Raw genomic sequence first — 25,151 nt, forward strand, 5'->3', positions numbered from 1 at the left:
TACGACGAGGAATGGCTCGCCAAATGTGTGGACCAGAGCAAGCGGGGCATCATCGCCGAATGGGACGAGGATGGAAACCTCTTAACGTAATGTATATGGAATAACCAAAGCTTCTTTATGGAAAATTCTGCCATAGATTGGATTTGAGTTAGTTTAGTTAATTTGATACAGGCTCCTTTTTAGGGGCCTGTATTCATTAATCCATCTCAAACCACGTTTTAAAATAAATTGAAAATCCCCATGGTTTTGTATATTCAAAGATTCAAAAGATCTTTATCATACATAACTGTACAGCATGCATTTCAGGCTTTTATCGATCATATTGTTGTTGGTCCGTTTATCGGTTAACGGTCAACAATTATTACCCCCGATTCAAAATTATCAATTACTGGATTATAAGGGAGGCAGTAAAAACTGGGATGTTGCCGTAAATGGCAAGGGTGAACTTTTTGTAGCCAATAACAAAGGCTTGCTCCATTATAATGGGGAGCAGTGGACTTTGAACAAATTACCCAACAATACCATAATACGTTCTGTAGAGAGTATCGGTGATAGGGTATATACGGGTTCGTACGAGGAGTTTGGCTACTGGACCAAGAACAGGTTTGGAGAGTTGGGCTATACCTCCTTGACGCACCTTATTAAGGACCATACGTTTACCAGTGAGGAATTCTGGGAAATTTTTCCAGCTAAGGATGGAAGGGTAATGTTCCGCTCCTTTTCAGCAATTTATTCCTATGATAACAATAAAATATCCGTTGTGGATCCACCAGATGTGGTTTCTGATTTTATTGAGTTCAATGATAGATTGATTGTAGCTGGGGGATCTGTAGGTCTTTTTGAGGTGAAAGATCAGGGGTTGGTGTCCCTGCCAAACCAAGATATCTTGTTGGGGAAGACCGTTAATGATATGGCCATTTTCCAAAACAAACTTTTGATAGGGACCAAATTGCATGGTTGTTTTTTGTACGATGGCAGCACATTATCACCATGGTCGGCTCCCATAAATGACGACCTAAAACAACATCAACTAAATAAGATAACCCTTTTGGGCAACGGTCTTCTGGCTTTGGGAACCATTAAAAATGGAATGTACCTGTACGATACTGTTTCCAGGCGTTACAGCGTATTGAATAGGGAATCCGGTCTTCAAAACAACACGGTACTTTCTTCTTTATTGTTCAAAGATCAATTGTGGTTGGGGTTGGATAACGGAATTGCCCGGGTAAAACTGAACAACCCAATAGCATACTATACCGACTATACAGGTACGCTGGGCATGGTCTACGATATAGCATGGTACAACGGTAAATTATTCTTAGGAAGCAACACAGGGGTCTTTTATTTTGAGGGCAACGAACTTAGGTTTGTAAGTGGTTCACAAGGCCATGTTTGGGACTTGGAAGTTATAGAGGGTGATTTGCTCTGTGGGCACAACACAGGGACCTATAGGGTAACCGAGAACAGTTTTGAACTTGTTGGGACGATTGCGGGGGGATATCAAATAATCAAAGTGCCGGATGCGAACTCAACCTTTGTTCAGGGTACGTACAACGGACTCGCAAAGTTCAAAAAATTGGATAACGGCAAATGGGAAGTGACAAAAATTGAAGGATTTGATGATCCCATTAAACAGTTATGTTTTGAAACACCCAATATTCTTTGGGCAGCACACCCCTACAAAGGTTTTTATAGGATTCACTTTGGAAAGGGAACATATGATAAGGTGGACAGGATCCAGAGTTTTGAGAGCGAAGGCGCTCCGAGTGAATACAATGTAAAGCTCTATAATATCAAAAACAATATTGTACTCAACAGTGAGGGCAATTGGTTTACATATAATCCTATTGTGGATCACATCGAAAAGTTTGAAGCGTTCATGTATTACCAGAACAAAGAGCTGTTGTTTTTTGATGAACACTATTTCTGGTTTGTAGATGATAAAGAGCAGAAGGCTATTATCCATACCAATTTAAAAGGCGATAGTCTACTAATTACGGATCTTCCCTTAAGGGAACGATTGGCACCGGATTCGCAGAAAGTGGTAAGGGTGAACGATAGTGCATCCTACATAACTTTAACGGATGGATTTGCCAAGATAAACACCAATGGCCTTAAAAGTCTTTCCGAAAATCAGGAACTTCCTGTACCAAATTTTGTTGTCTTAAAGGATCAGAAAGCAAAACATTCCGTTTTGGGTGGATCTGTGGAAATACCCTTTGGACGCTCTCAATCCCTAGCTATTGAGGTGGCATCGCCAGAATATATATTGCCCCATTATTATTACAAGTTGGAAGGTCCTAAGGAATATTCGGAGTATGCAGAGAACGGGTTCATCAACTTTCAAAACCTGCCCTATGGCGCATACACCCTTAAAGTGGCTACCGTGGGTATGGGCAATGCCATATCCGAATCCAATAGCTTGAACTTTGAAATCTTGCCACCATGGTATTTCTCGTGGTGGAGTCTTTTTCTTTATGGGGCATTGGTGGTCTTGACAATTTATTTGGTAAGGCGGTACAACAGAAAAAAACTGGAAAGAAAGCATAGGGAGCTTATGGAACGTATGGAGCAGGAGCAACAGGAACGAATGGCAAAATTGGAAAAAGAAGAGTTGGCCAAGGAAGTAAAGCTCAAACAAAATGAGTTGGCCAGTACAACACTGAACATCGCCAGAAAAAATGAAATGATATTGGAGCTTAAGAATATGTTGGTGATGAACAAAGATAAATTCCCCAATTCCCACCGATACAGGTCCTTCATTAAAAAACTGAACAGTTCTATCGAGGATACGGAAGATTGGAAACGTTTTGAAGTCAATTTTAAGGAGTTGCACGAAGATTTCTTTGAGCGACTGCTCAAATCATACCCAGCATTGACTCCAAAGGACCTTAAATTATGTGCATACCTCAAAATGAATCTTTCTACCAAGGAGATTGCCCCCCTAATGGGGATAACGATCAGGGGAGTGGAAATACACCGTTACCGATTGAGAAAAAAACTCGATATGGACAGTTCGGAGAACCTTTCCAATTTTCTTATCACTTTTTAAAACCATAGAATCGCTTACTTAGGTATGTTAAAAGTGATTTAACAAACTACATCAACACTACATCATAGTGTTAATTCTTTTTACATCAAAATAAGGAGCACTACTGCAAACACGGTGAAATAAGGCTTTTGAGCTCTTTATTTGATGATGTAATTTTTATGTATTCCAACTAGCCTTTGATCACAAGCTACTTTATTAATTTAGTAAAAATCTAACTCTATTTTTGCACAATTATGAAAATTAAAAGCAAACTATTGCTAATCTCGTTTTTGTTGTTTCAGGCTGTACTTTTGGCTCAAGACAATATAACGATTTCGGGAACGGTCATGGATGATCAAGGACAACCGTTGCCCGGGGCAAGCATAGTGCTACAAGGCACTACAACAGGGATTCAAACAGACTTCGATGGTAATTATCGTTTGGAGAACATTCCGGGTAACGGAACATTGGTGTTCAGTTACGTCGGATTTACAACTCAAATGGTACCTATTAATAATAGGACTACCATTGATCTGACCATGCAGGAAGACACCCAAAACTTGGACGAAGTGGTCGTGGTAGGTTACGGTACCCAAAAGAAAGCCGATTTAACGGGTTCCATTGCCACAGTGGATGCGGAACAAATTGAAAAAACACCATCGGCAAACCCAGTTCAATCTTTGCAAGGCAAAGTGGCCGGGGTTCAGATTGTATCGCCAGGTTCACCAGGAGCTTCTCCTACAGTTAGGATTCGTGGTTTGGGAACCTATTCCAATGCAACCAGTTTGCTGTATGTGGTAGACGGCATGTTTTACAGCAATATAGATTTCTTGAACCCCAACGACATCAAGTCGATGAACGTACTAAAGGATGCTTCCTCTTCGGCCATTTACGGGGTAAGGGCGGCCAACGGTGTTATCATCATTGAAACAAAGTCCGGCGGAAAAAACAGAAAACCTACCATAGAGTATAATGGCTATACAGGTATTCAACGTGCCCAAAATGTTTTACAAATGGCCAATGCCGAACAATTTGTCACCATGGCTGTTGAGTCTGGCTCCGAAGCGGACGTCCAATTTATATTGAATGCCATGCAACGCTATGGCAGAAGTCGTATTAATCCGAACGTGCCCGATGTAAACACGGATTGGTACGATGAGATCATTCGTGATGGACTTATTCAAAATCACAGTATAAGTGTTACCGGAGGTACCGATAATGTATCCTATTCCCTTGGTACAAACTACTTCTCCCAAGAAGGTCTGTTGGATATGAAAAACGAGTACGAACGGTTCAATATCCGCTCCAAACTGGATGTGGACGTTCTCGATAATTTAAAAATGGGGGTGAATACCGTTTTCAGTAATGCAACGCAGCAAACCCCTGAAAACTCAGCTTGGTTCAAAGCATATTTTGCCGTTCCTATTCTTCCTGTTTTTGATGATATGAACACCGAGGCAACACCCACACGCTATGCCAACGCTCAAGCATTGGGGTACAGGGGCACACAAAACCCGTTCCCGGATATGGACTACAACGATAACAGATTGAAGATTCGTAAGTTGTTGGCCAATATCTATTTGGAAACAGACCTGATAAAGGACAAGCTTACCTTTAAGACAACCTATAATATAGACTTTTCCGCACTGGAAGAGCGCTACGTAAACCTTCCTTACAATATGGGCTTTGGAGATCAGCGAATCTCGGACATCAATAGAAAGCAGAACAATTACTATAACCAAATTTGGGACAACGTTCTTACCTATTCCGATACCTATGCCGAAGACCACAATGTAACCGTAATGGCAGGTACATCTTTTAGGGACGAGGCTTCCAATAGGTTTGAGGCCACCGGTAGCGATATTGCCGGAATCAACTATGAGACATCGTGGTATTTGGATTTTGCAGACCCGTTGTCGTTCAACAACAATGTAGAAGAAGAAAACAAAAGGATTTACGGACAATCCTATTTTGGAAGGGTATCTTATAACTTTAAAAACCGCTACTTGCTCTACGGAACATTTAGGGCAGATAGATCCTCGAAGTTTACCAAGGAGCAGTGGGGGTATTTCCCTTCGGTAGGTGCCGGTTGGGTAATTTCCCAAGAACCGTTCATGGAAAACGTGGGCTTCTTCGATTTCTTAAAATTAAGGGCCGCATGGGGTCGATTGGGTAACGACAATGTTCCTGCAAGTGCCGGAGCCAACACTATTGAAAATGAAACTGTTGATTTGGGCGATACCCCGAATACAGGGGTTACCGCTACAAGTACATACACCGATTTAACCTGGGAGGTAGTGGAAGAGTTGGACTTTGGTTTCAACATGAATACCTTCAACAATCGTTTATCGCTTGAGGCTGATTACTACATAAGGGACACCGAAGATGCCATTATGCCCGTGTATATTCCCATTGCGGACCAAACAATTTCAAGAAACTCGGGGGTTATCCGCAACTCGGGAGTAGAGATCGCATTGAATTGGAGTGATGAAATTACGTCCGATTTCACCTATACTGTTGGAGCCAATTTTACCACGGTAAAAAATGAGGCCATCGAGATTGAGGACGAAAGAGGTTATATTGATTCAGGTTCTGCCGAGTTTAGACAGCGAACTATGGAGGGAGAACCATTGTATGCATTTTATGGATACGAAACCACCGGAGTTTACCAAAATCAAGCCCAAATTGATGCCGACCCTGTGGCACAGAGCGCGATTGCAAATGGACAGAATATTCAACCCGGTTACTTGATATTTAATGATAGGGATGGGGATGGCGCCATTACAGATCAGGATAGAACCGTATTGGGCTCTTTCCTTCCCAAGTTTACCTACGGAGGTAACCTCGGATTAAATTATAAAGATTTTGGTTTCTCCATGAATTTTTATGGTCAATCAGGAAATAAAATCTTGAACAGAAAACGGGGCGAGGTCATCTTTACCAACGATACCAATATGGATGCCGATTTGGCCAAAAACCGTTGGCACGGCGAAGGCACTAGCAATAGCTACCCCTCATCGGCAGGACTTAGAAACAGCTGGAACCAACGATTGAGCAATTTTTGGGTAGAGGATGGAGATTTCTTCAGAATCCAGAACATACAGTTGGCCTACACCCTCCGGGGTGATAAACTAAAAGGCAATATGCCCGATTTTAAATTCACATTGACAGCCGAAAGACCTTTGACATTATTTAGCTACAACGGGTTTAACCCAGAGGTGTCAGATGGTGTAGATCGTCAAACGTACCCAGTTCCTGCGATTTACACCATAGGTGTTAATGTTAAACTATAAAAAAAATTGAGATGAAACGTAATAATAACCTATTATATAAAGTAGTATTTCTCCTGATTGCGATGATTGCCATCCAATCATGTTCGGACAAGTTCGAAGAAAGAGAAGGACAGCTCAATGCCGATGATTTGGATTACACCGCGACCGAGGATATGGTCCAAGCATTGATCGGCTCCTATTATGTAATTGCCACAAGAGGATGGGAAGAACCCTTATTGCTTTCCGTTCGTGGAGACGATGTAAACGCAGGGGGACTCGGAGACCAACAACCTTTTGCGGACACCGATAATTTTGTTTACGATCAAGGGTATTGGATGTACAACTCACTTTGGAATGTCCATTATGGTGACATAGTCGAATTGAACACCCAGATAGAGCTGATAGAAAATTTCAAGGACTTCGCCGATGAAAGCGAGAAGGCAACAGCAGACCAATACATTGCAGAGATAAAAGTGATGAGGGCGTGGTTGCATTTCAATCTGGCAAGGGTTTGGAACGATGTTTTCATCATCGAGTCCACACAACCCGATGCCGAGATCGCCAACGGAACCGCGACCAAACAGGAGATGATGCAATACATATCCGACCAAATGGATGAGGCCATTCCGGTATTGCCCAACTTAAGACCAAATGAAAGAACGGACATTCCCGGTGGTGTAACCCGCTATACGGCTTTTGCATTAAAAGCCATGGCCCACATGGAAATGGAAGATTATCAAGGTATGGCAGATGCCTGTGCCGCAATAATCAACTCCAATAAGTTTTCATTGTACCCCGATTTTTATAGCCTTTTCAAAAAACCTGGCGAATTGAGCGATGAAAGCCTTTTCGAGCTACAATTTTCCGATTACGGTTCCAGTACCAGCGATGAGTTTTACCACCTTTACGCACCTTTTGGTCCCCAAGGTTGGACCCCTGCAAGGGAAAACGCATCCGATGGGTGGGGCTTTTACGAACCAAGTATGAAGTTTATCAAATTTATGCTGGACAGGGACGAAGCTGTTCGTTTGGAGACCAGTGTACTTTGGACCGATAGAGGTATCGCCGAGTTGCAAACAGATCCAAACTATGCTACACTTCCCGCTTTTGTGAATAACACCACAAGAGACGGGGATGTCATAAATGATTATGCAAGAGCATTATTCTCTAGTGGCAAACACTACCTGCCATCAGTACAGCTCACTGATCAACGAAATGATTACGGTGGAGGAAAAAATATGATTGTAATACGCTACGCAGAAATATTGTTAATGTATGCAGAAGCATTGACCAGAGGAGCCAGCGGTTCAGGAATGACCGCAGACCAAGCCGTAAACTTGGTTCGTAGCAGAGCGGGAATGCCATCCATATCTGGAGTTTCCTCAGATGATGTGATGGACGAGAAGTTTGCCGAACTGGGAATGGAATGGGGAATCCGCTATTATGATATGATTCGTTTGGATGACTACTCCGAACTGAGCTACGACGGACGAACTTTTACAGCAGACAAAGAACCATTACCATATCCACAAGCACAAGTTGACGCACTTCCGACCTTGGGTGGTGGAAGTAGTGAAGATTAAACTAACTAAATAAACAGCATAAGATGAAATATATAGTTAAATCCATAATGATGCTCCTGGGGCTTCTGGTGGTTTCATGTAACGAGGGAATCGACCCTATAACGGCTGTAGATGCCGGAGTGGATGAAACAGCTCCTCAGGTTACCATAACCTATCCTACCGAAGGGGTGGAACTCATGCCATTTGAAGAAGAAACCTCAATAGACATTACTTTTGAGGTAACCGACGATATCGAAGTGGTCAATGTGACCGTGTCCATGGATGGCTCACAAATAGCAACATTCAATTCTTTTAAAGATTATAGGATCGTATTGGAAGAAGTAACCTACGACGGTTTGGGCAATGGAGAGCACACAGTTACCGTATCGGCTACTGATGCCGAAGGTAAAACAACGACCCAAGAGGTGAATTTTGCCAAATTGGCTCCGTACAGTGCACAATTTGATGGAGAGGTTCTTTATATGCCGTTCAATGCAGATTATATGGACTTTATTAGCTTCCAAGAGGCTGGGGAAGTAGGCAATCCAGGTTTTGCTGGAGATGCCTTTTTGGGTGCAGATGCTTTTCAAGGTGCTGTAGATTCATATTTGACTTTCCCGATGGATAACCTAAAAAGTACTGAATTTAGTGCCGCATTCTGGTACAAGGTCAACCCAACACCAGATAGAGCCGGAATTTTAGTGGTTGGCGACGGTGCCGAGGACAGAAACCAGGGCTTCCGTTTGTTCCGCGAAGGAAACGCCGACGAACAGCGAATCAAATTGAATGTAGGTACCGGTTCCGGCGAAAGTTGGAACGATGGTGGAGTGATTGATGTAACTGCGGGGGAGTGGGTTCACGTAGCCATTTCAATCTCCCAGACCCAGAGTACCATATACTTTAACGGAATCGAAATGCTAACTTCCGATATGGCAGGACCAATAGATTGGTCAGGTTGTGAGGAATTGCATATTGGTGCCGGGGGTCCAACTTTTGACTATTGGGATCATGGCTATGACGCCAGTCAAATGGACGAGCTACGCATTTTTGACAAAGCATTGACGCAGAGCGATGTTCAAATTATGATAAATGCCGCCAACCCATACATCCCTCAATACGATGGTGAATCATTGTATATGCCATTTGATGGAGATTACATTGATCTAATGAGAAGCAAAGCTGCCACCCAGGTAGGTTCGCCAAGTTTCACCGATGAAAGTCAAGTAGGGGAACAAGCGTATTTGGGCGCCACCGATTCCTATATCAACTATCCAGCAGAAGGATTGAAGTCTTCAGAGTTCAGTGGATCCTTCTGGTATAAAGTGGATGCCAACCCGGATAGGGCTGGAATCATAACAATTGGAGATGACGAAGTAGATCGTTTTCAAGGTTTCAGACTTTTCCGAGAAGGAAGTGCCGACGAACAGCGTATTAAGCTAAACGTAGGAACAGGAGCTGGAGAAAGCTGGAACGATGGAGGTGTAATAGATGTAACCGCAGGTGAATGGGTTCACATCACTTTTACCATATCAAATAGTGAAAATGTTATCTATTTCAATGGGACCGAAGTATTGTCATCTGCTATGTCGGCACCGATTGATTGGACGGGTTGTGATACCTTCACTATAGGTGCAGGCGGACCAACATTCGATTATTGGGGACATGCATCGGATAATAGCATAATAGATGACCTGAGATTCTATAGCAAATCGCTTTCTCCTGAAGAAGTAGCAGAAGTTTTTGGAGGAGAAGTCACACCAAAAAACTACGGCTCCACACTTTACATGCCTTTTGATGGATCTACTATTGATGACAACTCCGGACTAGAAGCCACAGTTGTAGGTACGCCTAGTTTCGCAGGTGAAAGCGCCGTAGGTAGCGACGCCTATGCCGGTGCAACCGATTCTTACCTTACTTTCCCGATTGATGGATTGTTCAATAATCAATTTAGTGGAGCTTTCTGGTACAAGGTCAATTCAGACCCAGATAGAGCGGGAATTTTAACGGTAAGTCCACCAATGAATGGAACCGATAACGATCTTTCTGCAGGCTTCAGGCTTATTAGGGAAGGTACCGCTGATGAGCAGCGTATCAAATTACATTTGGGAACCGATGCCGGAGACGTTTGGAACGACGGAGAAGTTATTGATGCCACCGCAGATGTGTGGGTGCACGTAGCCTTTACCGTTACCGAAACGGAAACCTTGATTTATTTGAATGGAGAACCTGTTGTCAACACAGGGGATATGGCTGGAAAAACCATAAGTTGGGAAAACTGCTCTATACTTTCAATAGGTTCCGGTGCACCAAATTTTATTGGTTGGAACCACTTATCCGATTTGAGTTATATCGATGATCTATACCTTTTCGATAGGTCGCTGACCCAAGAGGAAATCCAAGAAATTATGAATAATTAATGTGCTATAGCACTATAAAAATTTGATTCAGTTAGTTTATGAGGTTAATCATTTTACCATTGGCCATTGTTACTTTACTTGTAGGGTGCAATGGCCAAAAAACTAAGGAAGAGGCCAAAAAGTCAACCGAAATAGATGCGGACAGTCTTGCCATTGCCGACGAGGTGATGCTCGACAGCGTACAGTACCAAACCTTCAATTATTTTTGGGAAGGTGCGGAACCCATTTCAGGATTGGCCAGGGAGCGTATGCACATGGACGGGATTTATCCCAACCACGATAAGGATATTATAACCACAGGAGGATCAGGTTTTGGCCTCATGGCTATCCTGGTCGGTGTGGAAAGAGGGTTTATTTCCCGTGAACAAGCTCTCGAACGCTACGAGCGTATCGTTGGTTTTCTGGAAAAAGCAGATCGCTTTCACGGAGCGTGGCCCCATTGGCTATTGCCATCCGGCAAAGTAACCCCTTTCAGTAAAAAGGACAATGGAGGGGATTTGGTGGAGACCGCCTTTTTGGTTCAAGGCCTTTTAACGGTCAAGGAATATTTTAAAAATGGCAACGAACGCGAAAAACAACTGGCCCAAAAAATACAACAACTTTGGGAAGAGGTTGAGTGGGACTGGTACACCAAAAACGGTGAAGATGTATTGTACTGGCATTGGAGCCCAGAGTATAAATGGGAAATGAATTTTCCCGTGGGTGGCTATAACGAAGCCCTCATCATGTACATTTTGGCGGCGGCATCCCCAACACACCCGATTGATAAATCCGTTTATGAAAAAGGATGGGCCGTGGACGGTCAGATCGCTAAGGACACCACTTACTATGGTTTGGAAACAGAGCTAAACCATTATGAACATAGTGATGCTCCTGTAGGACCACTTTTCTGGGCACATTATTCCTATTTAGGTTTGAACCCAAAAGGGCTTACCGATCAGTTCGGTGATTACTGGAAATTGAACCGGAACCATGCGCTAATTCATTATAAATATTGTGTGGACAATCCCAAGGATTATGAGGGGTATGGAGAAGATTGCTGGGGCTTGACCTCCAGCTACTCCATAAAAGGCTATGCCGGACACCGCCCAGGAGAAGATTTGGGCGTAATATCCCCAACCGCTGCACTTTCCTCTATGCCCTATACTCCGGAAGAGAGCAAACAGTTTTTAAGGTTCATGTACAACGAACAGGATAGCCTGATAGGCAAATACGGACCTTATGATGCCTTTAGTTTGGAGGATGATTGGTACCTGCCAAGATATTTGGCTATAGATCAAGGGCCAATCCCCGTAATGATAGAAAATTACCGTAGCGGACTATTCTGGAAATTGTTCATGGCAAATAAAGAGGTTCAAAACGGCCTCAAAAAATTGGGCTTTCAAAGCCCAAATATGGAAATAGCAAATGATTAAAACCGCGATATACCTTTTTCTTGTTTCTTTAGTGATGTTATCCTGTGGGGGAGGAGATGATTATACCTATGTTCCCACAGAGCCAGAACTTCCGGGTAACGGTTCTGTCGACGACGACGATGAGGAACCCACGATTTCTGATGAGGAATTATTGGACCTTACCCAAGAGACCACCTTTAAATATTTTTGGGACTTTGCCGATGCCGATTCTGGAGGAGCCAGGGAAAGGTATCATCCAAATGACCCGGGCAACAGTGAAGGGGTGGTGACCGCTGGAGGAACTGGGTTTGGCCTGATGGCCATTTTGGTCGGAATAGAAAGAGGGTATATTTCCAGGGCCGAAGGATTGGGGCGATTGACCACCCTGTTGGATTTCTTGGAAAACGCCGATCGCTTTCACGGAGCATGGTCACATTGGATTAATGGTTCCACAGGGGCCGTAATTCCATTTAGCGATTTGGACGATGGAGGCGATTTGGTGGAAACCGCTTTCTTGGCACAAGGCCTCATCTGCATCAAAGAATATTTTAAAAATGGCTCAGATACCGAGCAAGCCTTGGCCTTGCAAGCTGATGACCTTTGGAAAGGTGTGGAGTGGGATTGGTACACCCAAAACCAAAATGTGTTGTACTGGCATTGGAGCCCCAATCATGGTTTCGATATCAACCTTCAACTAAAAGGGTATAATGAGGTGTTGATCACCTATATCATGGCTGCTGCCTCACCAGATTTCGGCATTGAAAAGGAAGTATATGCTAATGGTTGGGCCTCCGGTGGAGGAATCCAATCGGCGAATACACAGTACGGTTATCCACTCTTGGTAAAACACAATGGCTCTGAACAGTTTGGTGGACCTTTGTTTTGGGCGCACTATTCCTATTTAGGGCTGGACCCTCGAAATCTTTCCGATGATTATGTGGATTACTGGGATGTAAATGTCAACCATACCATGATCAATTACGAGTACTGCGTAGCCAATCCCGATTTTTATCAAGATTATGGCGAAGATTGTTGGGGGTTAACGGCGAGTTACTCCCGAAACAACGATGGAAGCATGGGGTACAACGCCCATAGTCCTAACAACGATACCGGGGTCATATCGCCAACAGCGGCAATAAGCTCAATTCCTTATGCACCGGACGAATCTTTGGATGCAATGCATTACTTTTATAAGAATAGAGATGATTTGTTGGGTCCAGCCGGGTTTTACGATGCCTTCAGCCCAGAATACGATTGGGTTGCAGAAGCATATCTGGCCATAGATCAAGGACCACAGATCATCATGATTGAAAACTATCGAACCGGTTTGCTTTGGAATTTGTTTATGGGTAACAAAGACATTCAAGCTGGTTTGACCAAACTTGGATTTTGATATGACAAGACAATTATCATTTTTTCTACTGTTCCTTGCTTGTAATTTGGCCGCTGCACAATGGCAATCAAAATACGAAGCCAAAATGCTTATTGATGGGAACGATACTTTACGATATCGTATTATGTATCCAAAGAATTTTAAAGAGGACGGAAAATATCCCGTAATACTTTTTCTTCATGGGGCAGGAGAGCGCGGAAACGACAATGAAAAACAACTGTGGAATGGTGGCAAATTGTTCGCTACGGATTATCTGCAAGAACGATATCCGGCAGTTGTCATATTTCCTCAGTGTCCAAAAGACAGTTATTGGGCCAGTGTAGATGTGGATAGAAGTTCCTATCCCATCAATTTGGACTTTACCTACAGCGAAGGACCCACAAAACCGTTGGAAATGGTAATGGATTTGCTCGAGACCACCATAGCGGAACCTTATACCAAGGATGATCAGGTCTATTTGATGGGTCTTTCCATGGGAGGAATGGGAACTTTTGAATTGTTGAGCAGAAAACCAGGGACATTTGCTGCCGCAATTCCAATTTGTGGAGGAGGGGAACCTGAATCCGTTTCGGTGTATGCCAAAAACACACCATTGTGGGTTTTTCATGGAGCACAGGACAATGTGGTAAACCCCTTGCAGTCCATGGAAATGGTTTCCGCTTTATTAAAAGCAGGTGCTCACCCAAAATTCACCATGTACGATTTTGCCAATCACAACAGCTGGGACCCAGCGTTTGCCGAGCCAGATTTATTGCCTTGGTTGTTTTCGAACACTAGAAAAACAATTCAGGAAACATCAGAATAAAAAGCATACAGAAAACAACCTGATCATGAACTATAAAAAATCACTCTTCTTCATTTTAGTTTTCGTTTTGGGAAGTGCCAATGCCCAGGAACGAATTCCTGAAGTAGAGGAGCTTTTACAAAAAATGACCATTGAAGAAAAAATTGGTCAGTTAAACCTGCTGACACCAGGAGGTGGAGTTGCTACGGGCGAAGTAGTGAGTGAAAATGTGGGAACCAAGATCAAGGCCGGACAAGTAGGCGGGCTATTTGGTGTTGCTGGACCGGATAGGGTGCGCAAAGCCCAAGAAATTGCGGTAAATGAAAGTCGTTTGGGCATACCCTTGCTTATTGGTTCCGATGTCATCCATGGGTACAAGACTACCTATCCGATTCCGTTGGGCCTATCATCCACTTGGGATATGGATTTGGTAAGACAAGCCGCCCAAATGGCTGCTAGGGAAGCCACTGCTGATGGCATCAACTGGAATTTTTCCCCTATGGTCGATATTGCCCGTGACCCACGATGGGGCCGTATTGCCGAAGGAGCTGGAGAGGACCCATACCTTGGTTCCAAAGTTGCCGAAGCTATGGTAAAAGGATATCAAGGGGATGATTTGGCCGCGGCCCATACCATGTTGGCCTGTGTGAAGCACTTTGCCTTATATGGCGCTGCGGAAGCGGGACGTGATTATGGTTCGGTGGACATGGGCAAGATCAAAATGTTCAACCAATACATGCTACCGTACAAAGCGGCCATTGATGCTGGTGCGGCCAGCGTAATGAGTTCTTTTAACGATGTGGATGGTGTGCCCGCTACGGGAAACAAATGGTTGTTGACCGATGTTCTCCGTGATCAATGGGGGTTTGATGGTTTTGTGGTTTCGGACTATACATCCCTCAACGAAATGATTCCGCATGGGTTGGGTGACCTTCAAGCCGTTTCAGCTTTGGCATTGAAAGCCGGTTTGGATATGGATATGGTAGGCGAGGGCTTTTTGACCACTTTGAAGAAATCTTTGGATGAAGGAAAAGTTACCGAGGAAGACATTACAAATGCATGCCGCAGGGTGTTGGAAGCCAAATATATTTCAGGTCTGCTTGATGACCCATACAAATACTTGGATTCCAAACGTCCTAAGAAAGATATCTTGACGGATGAGAACAGGGCATTGGCCCGCAAATTGGCAACTCGGTCTTTCGTATTGCTAAAAAATCACAATAACATGCTTCCCCTAAAAAAGCAAGGCAAGATTGCATTGGTAGGCCCGTTGGCCGACAGTAGGGAAAACATGCTCGGAACTTGGGCGCCCACAGGTGATTTTAAATTGGCCGTTACCATTTTGGAAGGATTTAAGAACGTAGCATCAGACGCAGAAATCAAATACGCAAAGGGTGCCAACATTTCTGATGATGCCGATTTTGCCAAGAATGTAAATGCTTTAGGTCCAAGAATAGTAATGGATGAACGCTCACCAGAAGCCATGTTGAAAGAGGCCGTGGATTTGGCAAAAACTTCGGATGTTGTGGTGGCCGTGGTTGGTGAAGCCACCGAAATGAGCGGAGAATCCTCCAGTCGCACCGATATTTCCATTCCAGCGAGTCAAAAGAAATTAATCAGAGCATTGGTAGAAACAGGAAAACCTGTTGCATTGGTGTTGATGAGCGGAAGACCCTTGACGATTCCTGATGAATTCGAAATGCCCGTGTCCATTTTACAGGTTTGGCACCCCGGAGTGGAAGCAGGGAACGCTATTGCCGATGTGGTTTTTGGAGATTACAATCCCTCTGGAAAATTAACGGCTACCTGGCCCGTGAATGTGGGGCAAATACCCATTTACCACAGTACAAAGGTTACTGGAAGGCCAGCACCAGAAAGCGGGGAGTTCCAAAAATTCAGGTCAAACTATCTGGATGCACCCAATGCGCCTTTGTTGCCATTTGGTTATGGATTGAGCTATACTACTTTTGAGTATTCCAATCTGCGATTGAACAAAAAAGAAATCCATCAAGGTGAAGCTATTTCTGCTACTGTGACAATTACCAATACAGGTAATTTTGACGGGGAAGAAGTAGTGCAATTGTACCTTCGGGATGTGGTGAGGAGCATTACACCGCCAAAACGCCAGTTAAAAGGTTTTCAAAAGGTGATGCTGAAGAAAGGGGAGCGTAAGGAGGTAACCATCACTTTGCCACCAGATGATCTGAAATTCTACAACGCCCAACTGGAATTTGTGTCGGAACCGGGAGAATTTGAAGTGTTTGTGGGAACTAATTCCGATGCCGAACTATCAGAAACATTTACGCTTAAATAAATTTAGCATGCGAATAGAATTAGCCCTTATCGGTTTACTTTTAATTGTTTCATGTAAACAACAAGAAAAACCAAAGGATCAAGTTGCCAAAGGACCGCCGAACATCATTTTTATCATGTCGGATGATCATGCCTTTCAGGCCATTAGTGCTTATGGGCATGAGTTGGGGAAATTGGCGCCGACCCCAAACATTGACCGCATCGCCAAGAATGGGGCCATTTTTCAGAATAACTTTTGCACCAATTCCATTTGCGGACCCAGCAGGGCGGTGATTTTAACGGGAAAACATAGTCACATCAATGGTTTTCGGATGAACGGGGAACGGTTTGACAACAGTCAGCCCACATTGCCGAAGCATTTGAAAAAACTGGGTTATGAAACCGCCATTGTCGGAAAATGGCATTTGCACGGTAAACCCACAGGATTTGATTATTGGGATATTCTGAACGATCAAGGGAACTATTACAATCCTGAATTTATTCAAGGAGGGGATACCACCGTGGTCGAAGGTTATGCCACTGATTTGATAACGGACAAGAGTTTGGAATGGCTCAAGCAGCGGGAGGGAAACCAAAAGCCTTTCTATTTAATGGTGCACCACAAAGCCCCGCATCGCAATTGGATGCCGGCACTACGTCATTTAAATGTTTATGATTCGATTACATTTCCCTTGCCCGACACCTATTTTCCGGAATTTGAGAATCAGCGGGCCGCTGCCGAACAACAACAGACCATTTACAAAGATATGTACGAGGGTCATGACCTAAAAATGAGCGATGGTTATGGTAGTACCGATTTGGCCCATAATCCATGGACCACAGATTTTGACCGCATGACCCCGGAACAGCGTAACATTTGGGACGAGGCCTATCTTCCAAAAAACAATGCTTTTTATGAGGCCGATTTGCATGGTAAGGAACTGGCAGAATGGAAAGGGCAACGTTATTTGCATGAATATTTGGCCACGGTAAAATCTGTTGATGAAGGTATTGGGAAAATTTTGGACTATTTGGAAGCGACTGGATTGGACGAAAACACATTGGTGGTCTATACCTCCGATCAAGGATTCTATTTGGGTGAGCACGGTTGGTTCGATAAGCGATTTATGTACGAAGAGTCGATGAAAATGCCTTTGTTGATGCAATTGCCAGGGGTCATCGAACCAGGAACCCATATTGATGCCTTGGTGCAAAACTTGGATTTTGCCCCGACCTTTTTGGACTTGGCGGGCGGCCAAGAATATGCTGCTAAGATGCAGGGCGAATCTTTTAAGGGGTTATTGGAGGGTTCCGAGGACGAATTCAAAGATGCTGTATATTATCACTACTATGATTTTCCAGCCTTTCACATGGTAAAACGGCACTATGGGGTGCGAACAGATAGGTACAAACTTATCCATTTTTACGATGATATTGATGAATGGGAGTTTTATGATTTGGAAGAGGATCCCAAAGAATTGCACAATGCCATCAATGATGAAAAATATAGAGGTGTAATAGCTTCCATGCACAAAAAATTGGATAGTTTACAAACGTATTACAAAGTAACCGATAAGGAGTTTGGAACTACGCCGAAGGAAAAGGTGGACAAAACTTATAAAGCTTTTGAAAAACTGCGTGGAATACCGATTCAATAGTGTTATATTTTTTAATTTAGCTAGCTAAATCTTCGAAATTATGACCGTTTGGATTCTGTTCCTATTGGGAATCCTTGTCTTTTTGGCCTTGGATCTTGGTGTTTTCAATAAAAACCCCCATGTTATAAGCGTCAAGGAAGCGTCTATATGGACCAGTGTTTGGGTTACCTTATCCATTTTATTTTCAGGGGTTGTCTATTGGTTATATGGTAGCGGAAAGATAGATAATGTAGATGCGCTTACCCCCATGGATGCCAGTTTAAAATATATTACTGGCTACCTCATCGAACTTTCGTTGAGTATTGACAATATTTTTGTTATAGCGGTGATTTTCGGATCATTTCAAATTCCACAAAAATACCAACATAGGGTATTGTTCTGGGGAATATTGGGAGCTATTGTTTTTAGGGCGCTCATGATATTTTTTGGAGTGGCATTGATTAAGAAGTTCGGTTTTATGACCTATATCTTTGGTGCTTTTTTGATCTTTACGGCCATAAAAATGCTGGTTTCCAAGCAGGAGGCCTTCAATCCCAAAAAGTCGTTCATCTATAGGAACCTTAGAAAGGTTATGCCCATCACTACGCATATGCAGGGCCAGAAATTCTTTATCAAAATACGCCATATTACCGCCGCCACACCACTGTTTATTGCTCTTGTAATTATTGAGTTTACGGATATTCTCTTCGCTTTGGACAGTGTTCCGGCCATTTTGGCGATTACATCCGATCCCTTTTTGGTCTTCAGTTCAAACATATTTGCCATTTTGGGCCTAAGGTCGATGTATTTCTTCCTATCGAACATGATAAGTAGGTTCTACTACCTCAAATACAGTCTCGTGGCCATACTTAGTTTTGTGGGTATAAAAATGATTCTCGCACACCACTATACTTTTCCAGAATGGGTTTCGTTGTGCTTCATTGGCATTGCCCTATTTGTTGGTGTAATCGTTTCGAAGAAGAGTTGATGTAAAGAAAAAGGGATGCCGATATATTGATGGTCGACACCCCTTGAATCCAATGCCTGCCACGCTAAATCTTGATTCAATTTAATTTCTACAGCTTTATTTTAAAACCGCCATTGATAACAAAGCCATCAACCGGGGCGTATATGTCCAAAAACTCTGGATTGCTTAGGTTCCCTGTGTAAATTGCACTGAAACGGGTTTGTCTGGTATCCAAAAAGTTTTCAAAATTTAAAAAAATCGAAAATTTCTCACCGAGTTTCTTTTCACTCATCAATCCAAGAATCCAATAGGATTGGCCCGTTTCACCATTGTCCAGTTTTTGTGGACTGTAATAATAGGCTTCGAGCCCTACCCAAAGATTTTTTTCTTTTTCGTACATCAGCACATTATTTAAGCGGTGTTTGGCCACCAATGGAAAATCTGACACCATTCCGTTTTCATGCTGTTTAACATTGGCATGGGTGTAACCGGTGAACAATTTGAAATCACCGTACTTAACTTTTAGGTTGATCTCGGCACCATGGGTATCAACATATCCGTCCGGTTGTTGAAAGCTATAGAACCCATTTTCATTTGGGACAAGCGTTATGGGGTCGTTGATTTTGGTATAAAAAAGGAGTGTATTGATGGACATTGTCATTCCTGGCATGGGAACCCACTTATAGTTTACATCAAAATTACCCCCCAGGGAACGTTCGAGGTCGGCATCATTTGTATTGATGGGCAGTACGTTCCTGAATTGCAGGCGTTCCGCATCTTCTGTGAACACGGTAGGAGTCTTGTAACCCATTCCTCCGCCCAATCTAAAAGTAAGTGAGCTATTGGGCTCGTAGAGTATTGATAGTCGCGGAAGGGCCATGGCTCCATAATCGGAATGGAAATCGGCACGAAAACCGGTTTCCACGGAAAAAGTCTCGTCGATGGGCCATACATTTTGTGCAAACAGGCCAAAAATCTGATAGGATTGGTCCAGGGCATTGGTATCGCTATCCCTTGTATCATTAAAGTATTCTGTCCAGAGATTGGCTCCAAAGACCCATTCCAGGTCATTTTCTGAATTTGCAGAAAAGTTTAGTTCGCTAAAAGAAGAGCGTTGATACCCCGTAAATGTGAAATCGGGAATCGCTATACTTCGATCATAAAAACTGAAACTGTTTTTGACTTCCAATCGTTTTTGATCAGTAAAGGCATGTTTAAACCCCAATTGGGTGGAGATTCGCTCCGTTTCATTGGATTCAAAATAGGGATTGGACACGGACTCGCCTTTTACATAATCCATGTTTCCCCCAAGACGGTCTTCCCAAATGGCATTAAATCCTAGTAGGAGTTCGGTTTGTTCGCCCAAATACCAGTACAACTTGGGATTAAGGGTAAAGCGATCGAATTCTGGGATGGCTGTTAATCCGATATCAGCGGGATCGTAGGGTGTGCCCAGGTTATACGAAGCGAATACCGTTGTTCCTATTTTGTTGAATTTTTGGGAGTAAAAACCACTAAGGTCCAACCCAAGGGCAGAGGTTCCGTTTGCCATAAAGCTAAGCTCGGGTTCATCCTCGGGCGTTTTGGAGATCAGGTTTACCAGTCCTGCAATGGCCCCTCCACCGTATAGGGTAGAGCTTGACCCCTTGATTACCTCTACCTGTTTTAGGTCCAAAGGTGCGATTTGCATTAAACTGAGCCCGCTGGCAAACCCCGAATACAACGGAAATCCGTCACGAAGGAGTTGGGTGTACTTGCCATCCAGACCTTGAATACGTATGCTTGAATTGTAACTTGTGGCAGATGTTTGTTGTGTTCGGATACCTGTACTCTCATTGAGCAACATTCGAATATCCCCAGGTTTCATATTGCCTTTTTCGGAGAGTTCCTCCCCCGCAATAACCTCGACCCTGGTGGGAATGTCCTCAATGGTTCTGGTGCTTCTTGTTGACACTAGTGTAATCTCTTCCATTTCCTCTGTTTGGGGCACAAGGAAAAAGGTCTGTCCTTGAGCTGCCTCATCCAAAGGAAAGGAAAGGCTGCGTTCCAGGATTGCATAGCCCATATAGCTCAACCGTAGTTTGTAGATGCCATTGGGGATATTTTCCATATGGATTTTACCCGCTTCGTCGGAGATGGTTCCTTGATTAAGGGAGGGCAAAACCGCAGTGACCCCAATTAGCGGTTCATTGCTGAGGGAATCCTTAACTGTAATGTCAAGTGTGTTTTGTGCGTATATGGATACCATCCCGACAAGGGACAATATCATAAATAATTTTATTTTCATTGATATGGATTTTGAAGTATGCTGAATTACGGCCAAAAAAGAATTGACCAAGATTTAATCTTAAGGTAAGCTACACTTCAAGAGTACGTGGGGGTTTCAGGGAAAAGAAATATACTTCTTTGGGAAGCAGTTCAATGTAGTGGGGGATTGGATGGTTTTCCTTTGGAAGTTCCAAGGCTGCGAAATCCAATGTTTCAAAATTCATTGTAAACCCGGGACAGCGTCCACAGGCATAAAATGGGGAGCAAGGAGTGCTGTCTCCTTCGGACTGTTCTTCAGAACCGTCATCGTCACAGTGATTCACGGTCGTAGTGTTTGTACAAGAAACCGTTTCCTGACAACATGGATACGAAGACAGGAATATGGTAAGCAAAGACAAAACAATCACCAGGAATTTCATGCTTCAAAGATAATGAATTCCAAAGGTTGGATATAGAACAGTTTAAAGTGTGGATAGTTTTTTTATGACCACGGATTTTATATACTTCAACATTTATTGGTGCGCTCTCTTTCTTAATTTGCTCAGGAATTCTTGGGATATTCCAAGATAGGAAGCAATATGATATTGCGGAACACGCTGTACAACGGTAGGGTATTGCTCAAGGAATGTCAGGTATCGGTCCATCGCATTTCTAGACATATTTTGGAGCAATCGTTTTTTAAGGACGTGTACATGGCGTTGCATCATAATTCGGAACATTCGTTCTACGGACGGAACTGCTTTAAGAAGTTCTTTTTTTGATTCCAAGGAAAGGAACAATATCTCGGTTTCCTCCAAGGTTTCGATACTTACTTGGCTGGGAACCTTGTTCTCAAAACTATTGATTTCGCTGATCCACCAATCTTCAACCGCGAATTCAACCGTATGTTCGTTGCCCTTATGATCGGTAAAAAATTCTCGGGCACAACCTCGTTTAATATATGCCTCAAAACTACAGATGTCTCCCGAGCGTAAAATAAGTGTGTGCTTCGGGATTTTCTGATACTCAAAAAACTGAAGCGCCATATCGGATTCCTTATCCGATAATTCGATAAAACGTTCCAAATATTTTTTTAGCTCATTTTTCATAAAACATTAATTGAAAAAACCGAAAGTAATTTCTTGTCCTAGTTCAATAAAAAGGGGTGAAAAACCCAATAAATTTGTTTCTGGCAATGTATCAAAGAATTTTGAAAGAAACATCCTTTCAATAATTAATGCCATGTTTTATGATAAATGAAGTACCTAGTCTTTTACTGTACCATAAAATTGTTTATGGACTATTATGCATTGGTATAAACTTTTAATTTAACTGTTATGGATTACCGACCAAACAAGAATAGATATAATGAAATGACCTATAATCGCTGTGGCGATAGCGGTTTGTTGCTACCTGCTTTTTCCCTGGGCCTCTGGCATAACTTTGGCCAAACGGATAGTTTTGACAATGCCCGGACGATAGTGCAAAAGGCATTTGATGCAGGTATCACCCATTTTGACCTTGCAAACAATTATGGTCCCCCACCTGGTTCGGCCGAAACTACTTTTGGTAAAATCCTAAAATCGGATTTGGCCCAATACAGGGATGAAATAATTGTGAGCACCAAAGCAGGGTGGAAGATGTGGGAGGGTCCTTATGGTGATTTTGGCTCCAAAAAATACCTGGTCTCCAGTTTGGACCAGAGTTTACAACGTATGGGGTTGGATTATGTAGATATTTACTATCATCACCGTCCGGATCCAAACACACCTTTAGAGGAAACCATGGGAGCTTTAGATTTAATCGTCCGGCAAGGAAAGGCGCTTTATGTTGGAATATCCAGTTACAATGCAGTTGAAACAAAGGCTGCCCTAAAAATATTAAAGGAAATGGGAACCCCATGTTTAATACACCAACCTAGATATTCCATGTTCGATAGATGGATAGAAGAAGATGGTTTGTTGGATCTGTTGGGGAATGAAGGTGTGGGAAGTATTGTGTTTTCACCCTTGGAGCAAGGGTTGTTGACCAACAAATATCTTCACGGAATTCCAGAATCATCCAGAGCTGCTTCTGGTCGTGGGAACGGTGCTTTGGAGGCTGACCAAATCACCCCAGAAAAGCTGGATATCGTAGCAAGATTAAACAATGTGGCAAAAGAAAGAGGTCAAAGCTTAGCCCAGATGGCACTTTCGTGGGTAAAGCGAGACCCAAGGGTTACGTCCGTTTTATTGGGGGTAAGTAGACCCGAACAGTTGGAAGATTCGTTGCGGGCTTTGCAAAATCCTGATTTTGACCAAGAGGAATTGAACACAATCGAAAACATCCTTTCAGGTAAAGGATAATGTGCAACACACCTTGCTACATTAATTTAAAAGGGTATACCGGTGATAATTTACCCGGCAAGTAATAAATCAACAAGAAAGATGAAAGAATTTTTTTCCATACTGTTTATTTTGATGCTGAACTTCAATAGTACGGCACAAGAGCAAGTCTACGAACTGAGGACCTATGAGTTGGAATTTGGTAGGCCAGAACACATACTTCACGATTATTTCAAGGATGCATTCATACCGGCCATGAACCGCCAGGGCATCAATAATATTGGTGTGTTCGAAGAAGTAGGGGAGCGTTTACCAAAAAAAATATATGTGCTCATCCCTTATGATGACATCACTACCTTTCAAAAAAGCAAGGAGTTATTGATCAAGGACAAAAAGTATCTGGAAGATGCCGGTACTTACCTTAAAGTAGCTGAAAACTTAATCCCGTACAGTAGGATTTCCACCGATCTTATTCAGTCTACAACAGGTTTTCCAAGCCTTCAGAAACCAGCCGACAATGCAGACTTTTTTGAACTTAGGATTTACGAAAGTTACAATGAGGACGCCCTGCGAAGAAAGGTCAAAATGTTCAACGACAGTGAATTCAGTATTTTTGAAGATGTTGGTCTTCCTACTGTATTTTTTGGATCTAACATTGCCGGGAACAATATGCCATGTTTAACCTATATGTTGGCCTTCAAAGATAAGCAGGCCCACTCGGAAGCATGGAGCAAATTCGGGCCTCATCCGGAATGGAAGCGAATCTCTAATTTGGAAGAATATGCACATGCCATGAACAGTATTATACGGGTGTTCTTAAGGCCAGTTTCGTACTCCCAATTATAAATTCAAGAATAACCTTAAATCCTTATATGTTCCATTCAGAATTTATTTTTTAAGATTCATTGGACACATGTGGTTTAAGGTTTTGCCCCAATTTTTGGGGGAAGCTGTATGTAAAAAGTAACCGAATAGGCCGTCGAAAGTTATAGTTGTATTGTTACCTTGCTGATTCAGGTGTGTTTCTGGATATATTCAATTTTCAACTGGAACATTTCAGCCATTTTCTCGGCTCTAAATTTAGCCTCCACAGCTTTTTCTCCATGAAAATTTTCATCAACAGTCTCAAAAAATAATTGTTTCCACCGGTTAAAATGCGCTTTGTTCACACGAAGCTTGGCATGGGGAGCGAAAGGGCTGCCTTGGTAGGTGTGCTCCTGTAATAATACTGTTTGCCAAAAGCGATACATTTTCTCTAAATGGACAGGCCAATTGTCCTTTATGACAGCATTGAATATATCTGCCAATAAGGGGTCTTTTCGGACTTTTCCATAAAAGAGGTCTACCAATTGCTTTATCTCCTCCAAGCTTTGGATTTCCTTTTTTTGCACCATTTTATAGATTCTCCAATATTATATGATATGGGCAATAATAACTAAAGAACTAAAGACAACACTCAAAATTAACAGATTAAATGTGGTCAGGGGTTTTAGTTGGGCCAATACGGCCCCATTGAACGCCATACAGAAAATGGTAACAAAAAAGAGCAGTATCATTTTTAAGACCATGTCCATTCCCCCCATCAAAAGTGCCATGGCCGCAGCGGAACCAAGGCAGCTCTGTGCTATAATGGCGATGGTGGAATAACCCAATTGTCTTTTTTTGAACTCATTGAACATGAGCCTGTAAATGTTTTTCGATCCATTTGTGTTAGGTACGGTTTTAGAATGGGCCATGTGTATTGTTGTTGAATTTTCCATTGTTTTTTTTGATGTTTGTGAGATGCTTTATAAGAGGGCACTGTACATTAAATGCGTGTGCCCCCCATATT

17 protein-coding genes and 1 pseudogene are annotated in these 25,151 nt (G+C 42.8%); 13 read left to right on the forward strand and 5 right to left on the reverse strand.

Going from position 1 to position 25,151, the window contains the following annotated elements; genetic code table 11:
- The 11 genes and pseudogenes from VM932_RS12865 to VM932_RS12915 all read left to right on the forward strand — a co-directional run.
- Positions 1-90 (forward strand): annotated as a pseudogene (locus tag VM932_RS12865) (gluconate 2-dehydrogenase subunit 3 family protein); the annotation flags it as partial.
- A gap of 205 nt (positions 91-295) precedes the next feature.
- Positions 296-3,052 (forward strand): Two component regulator three Y domain-containing protein, encoded by a 2,757-nt coding sequence (locus VM932_RS12870; protein WP_326279168.1) that lies wholly within the window; start codon positions 296-298, stop codon positions 3,050-3,052.
- 233 nt (positions 3,053-3,285) lie between these two features.
- Entirely contained in the window at positions 3,286-6,324 is a 3,039-nt protein-coding gene (locus VM932_RS12875; protein ID WP_326279169.1) for a SusC/RagA family TonB-linked outer membrane protein, read from the forward strand.
- An 11-nt stretch (positions 6,325-6,335) separates the two neighbouring features.
- On the forward strand, positions 6,336-7,886 hold the full coding sequence (locus VM932_RS12880; protein WP_326279170.1) for a RagB/SusD family nutrient uptake outer membrane protein: 1,551 nt from the start codon (positions 6,336-6,338) through the stop codon (positions 7,884-7,886).
- A gap of 23 nt (positions 7,887-7,909) precedes the next feature.
- Positions 7,910-10,282 carry a LamG-like jellyroll fold domain-containing protein gene (locus VM932_RS12885; protein WP_326279171.1) on the forward strand — a complete coding sequence of 791 codons (2,373 nt, stop codon included), beginning with the start codon at positions 7,910-7,912 and terminating at the stop codon, positions 10,280-10,282.
- Between the two features lie 38 nt (positions 10,283-10,320).
- The gene (locus VM932_RS12890; protein WP_326279172.1) at positions 10,321-11,697 is read left to right on the forward strand and encodes a glucoamylase family protein; all 1,377 of its coding nucleotides are present in this window, start codon (positions 10,321-10,323) and stop codon (positions 11,695-11,697) included.
- On the forward strand, positions 11,690-13,069 hold the full coding sequence (locus VM932_RS12895; protein ID WP_326279173.1) for a glucoamylase family protein: 1,380 nt from the start codon (positions 11,690-11,692) through the stop codon (positions 13,067-13,069). Before VM932_RS12890 ends, VM932_RS12895 begins: the two co-directional genes overlap by 8 nt.
- Position 13,070: 1 nt before the next feature.
- Positions 13,071-13,874 (forward strand): carboxylesterase family protein, encoded by an 804-nt coding sequence (locus VM932_RS12900; RefSeq protein WP_326279174.1) that lies wholly within the window; start codon positions 13,071-13,073, stop codon positions 13,872-13,874.
- 25 nt (positions 13,875-13,899) lie between these two features.
- Positions 13,900-16,167, forward strand: coding sequence for a beta-glucosidase BglX (gene bglX, locus VM932_RS12905; RefSeq protein ID WP_326279175.1), 2,268 nt, complete (start codon positions 13,900-13,902; stop codon positions 16,165-16,167).
- A gap of 7 nt (positions 16,168-16,174) precedes the next feature.
- On the forward strand, positions 16,175-17,803 hold the full coding sequence (locus VM932_RS12910) for a sulfatase family protein (protein WP_326279176.1): 1,629 nt from the start codon (positions 16,175-16,177) through the stop codon (positions 17,801-17,803).
- Positions 17,804-17,843: 40 nt separating this feature from the next.
- Positions 17,844-18,770, forward strand: a complete 927-nt coding sequence (locus VM932_RS12915) for a TerC family protein (RefSeq protein WP_326279177.1) — start codon at positions 17,844-17,846, stop codon at positions 18,768-18,770.
- 88 nt (positions 18,771-18,858) lie between these two features.
- On the opposite strand, the gene VM932_RS12920 is transcribed toward VM932_RS12915, so the two are convergent.
- From VM932_RS12920 to VM932_RS12930, 3 genes are all read right to left on the reverse strand, one after another.
- Positions 18,859-21,036 carry a TonB-dependent receptor gene (locus tag VM932_RS12920; protein ID WP_326279178.1) on the reverse strand — a complete coding sequence of 726 codons (2,178 nt, stop codon included), beginning with the start codon at positions 21,034-21,036 and terminating at the stop codon, positions 18,859-18,861.
- 70 nt (positions 21,037-21,106) lie between these two features.
- The gene (locus VM932_RS12925; RefSeq protein WP_313790323.1) at positions 21,107-21,436 is read right to left on the reverse strand and encodes a DUF6660 family protein; all 330 of its coding nucleotides are present in this window, start codon (positions 21,434-21,436) and stop codon (positions 21,107-21,109) included.
- 93 nt (positions 21,437-21,529) lie between these two features.
- Positions 21,530-22,105 (reverse strand): Crp/Fnr family transcriptional regulator, encoded by a 576-nt coding sequence (locus VM932_RS12930; RefSeq protein ID WP_326279179.1) that lies wholly within the window; start codon positions 22,103-22,105, stop codon positions 21,530-21,532.
- 228 nt (positions 22,106-22,333) lie between these two features.
- Between VM932_RS12930 and mgrA the strand changes: the two genes are divergently transcribed.
- Together mgrA and VM932_RS12940 are read left to right on the forward strand one after the other, a co-directional pair.
- Positions 22,334-23,341 (forward strand): L-glyceraldehyde 3-phosphate reductase, encoded by a 1,008-nt coding sequence (mgrA, locus tag VM932_RS12935; protein WP_326279180.1) that lies wholly within the window; start codon positions 22,334-22,336, stop codon positions 23,339-23,341.
- An 81-nt stretch (positions 23,342-23,422) separates the two neighbouring features.
- Entirely contained in the window at positions 23,423-24,166 is a 744-nt protein-coding gene (locus VM932_RS12940; protein WP_326279181.1) for an NIPSNAP family protein, read from the forward strand.
- A 167-nt stretch (positions 24,167-24,333) separates the two neighbouring features.
- On the opposite strand, the gene VM932_RS12945 is transcribed toward VM932_RS12940, so the two are convergent.
- Together VM932_RS12945 and VM932_RS12950 are read right to left on the reverse strand one after the other, a co-directional pair.
- Positions 24,334-24,714, reverse strand: a complete 381-nt coding sequence (locus VM932_RS12945) for a group III truncated hemoglobin (protein ID WP_293162335.1) — start codon at positions 24,712-24,714, stop codon at positions 24,334-24,336.
- 18 nt (positions 24,715-24,732) lie between these two features.
- Positions 24,733-25,056, reverse strand: a complete 324-nt coding sequence (locus VM932_RS12950) for a hypothetical protein (protein ID WP_326279182.1) — start codon at positions 25,054-25,056, stop codon at positions 24,733-24,735.
- Positions 25,057-25,151 lie beyond the last annotated feature (95 nt).

The organism is Flagellimonas halotolerans (assembly GCF_035818535.1).
GTDB classification, from domain to species: Bacteria; Bacteroidota; Bacteroidia; order Flavobacteriales; family Flavobacteriaceae; genus Flagellimonas; species Flagellimonas halotolerans.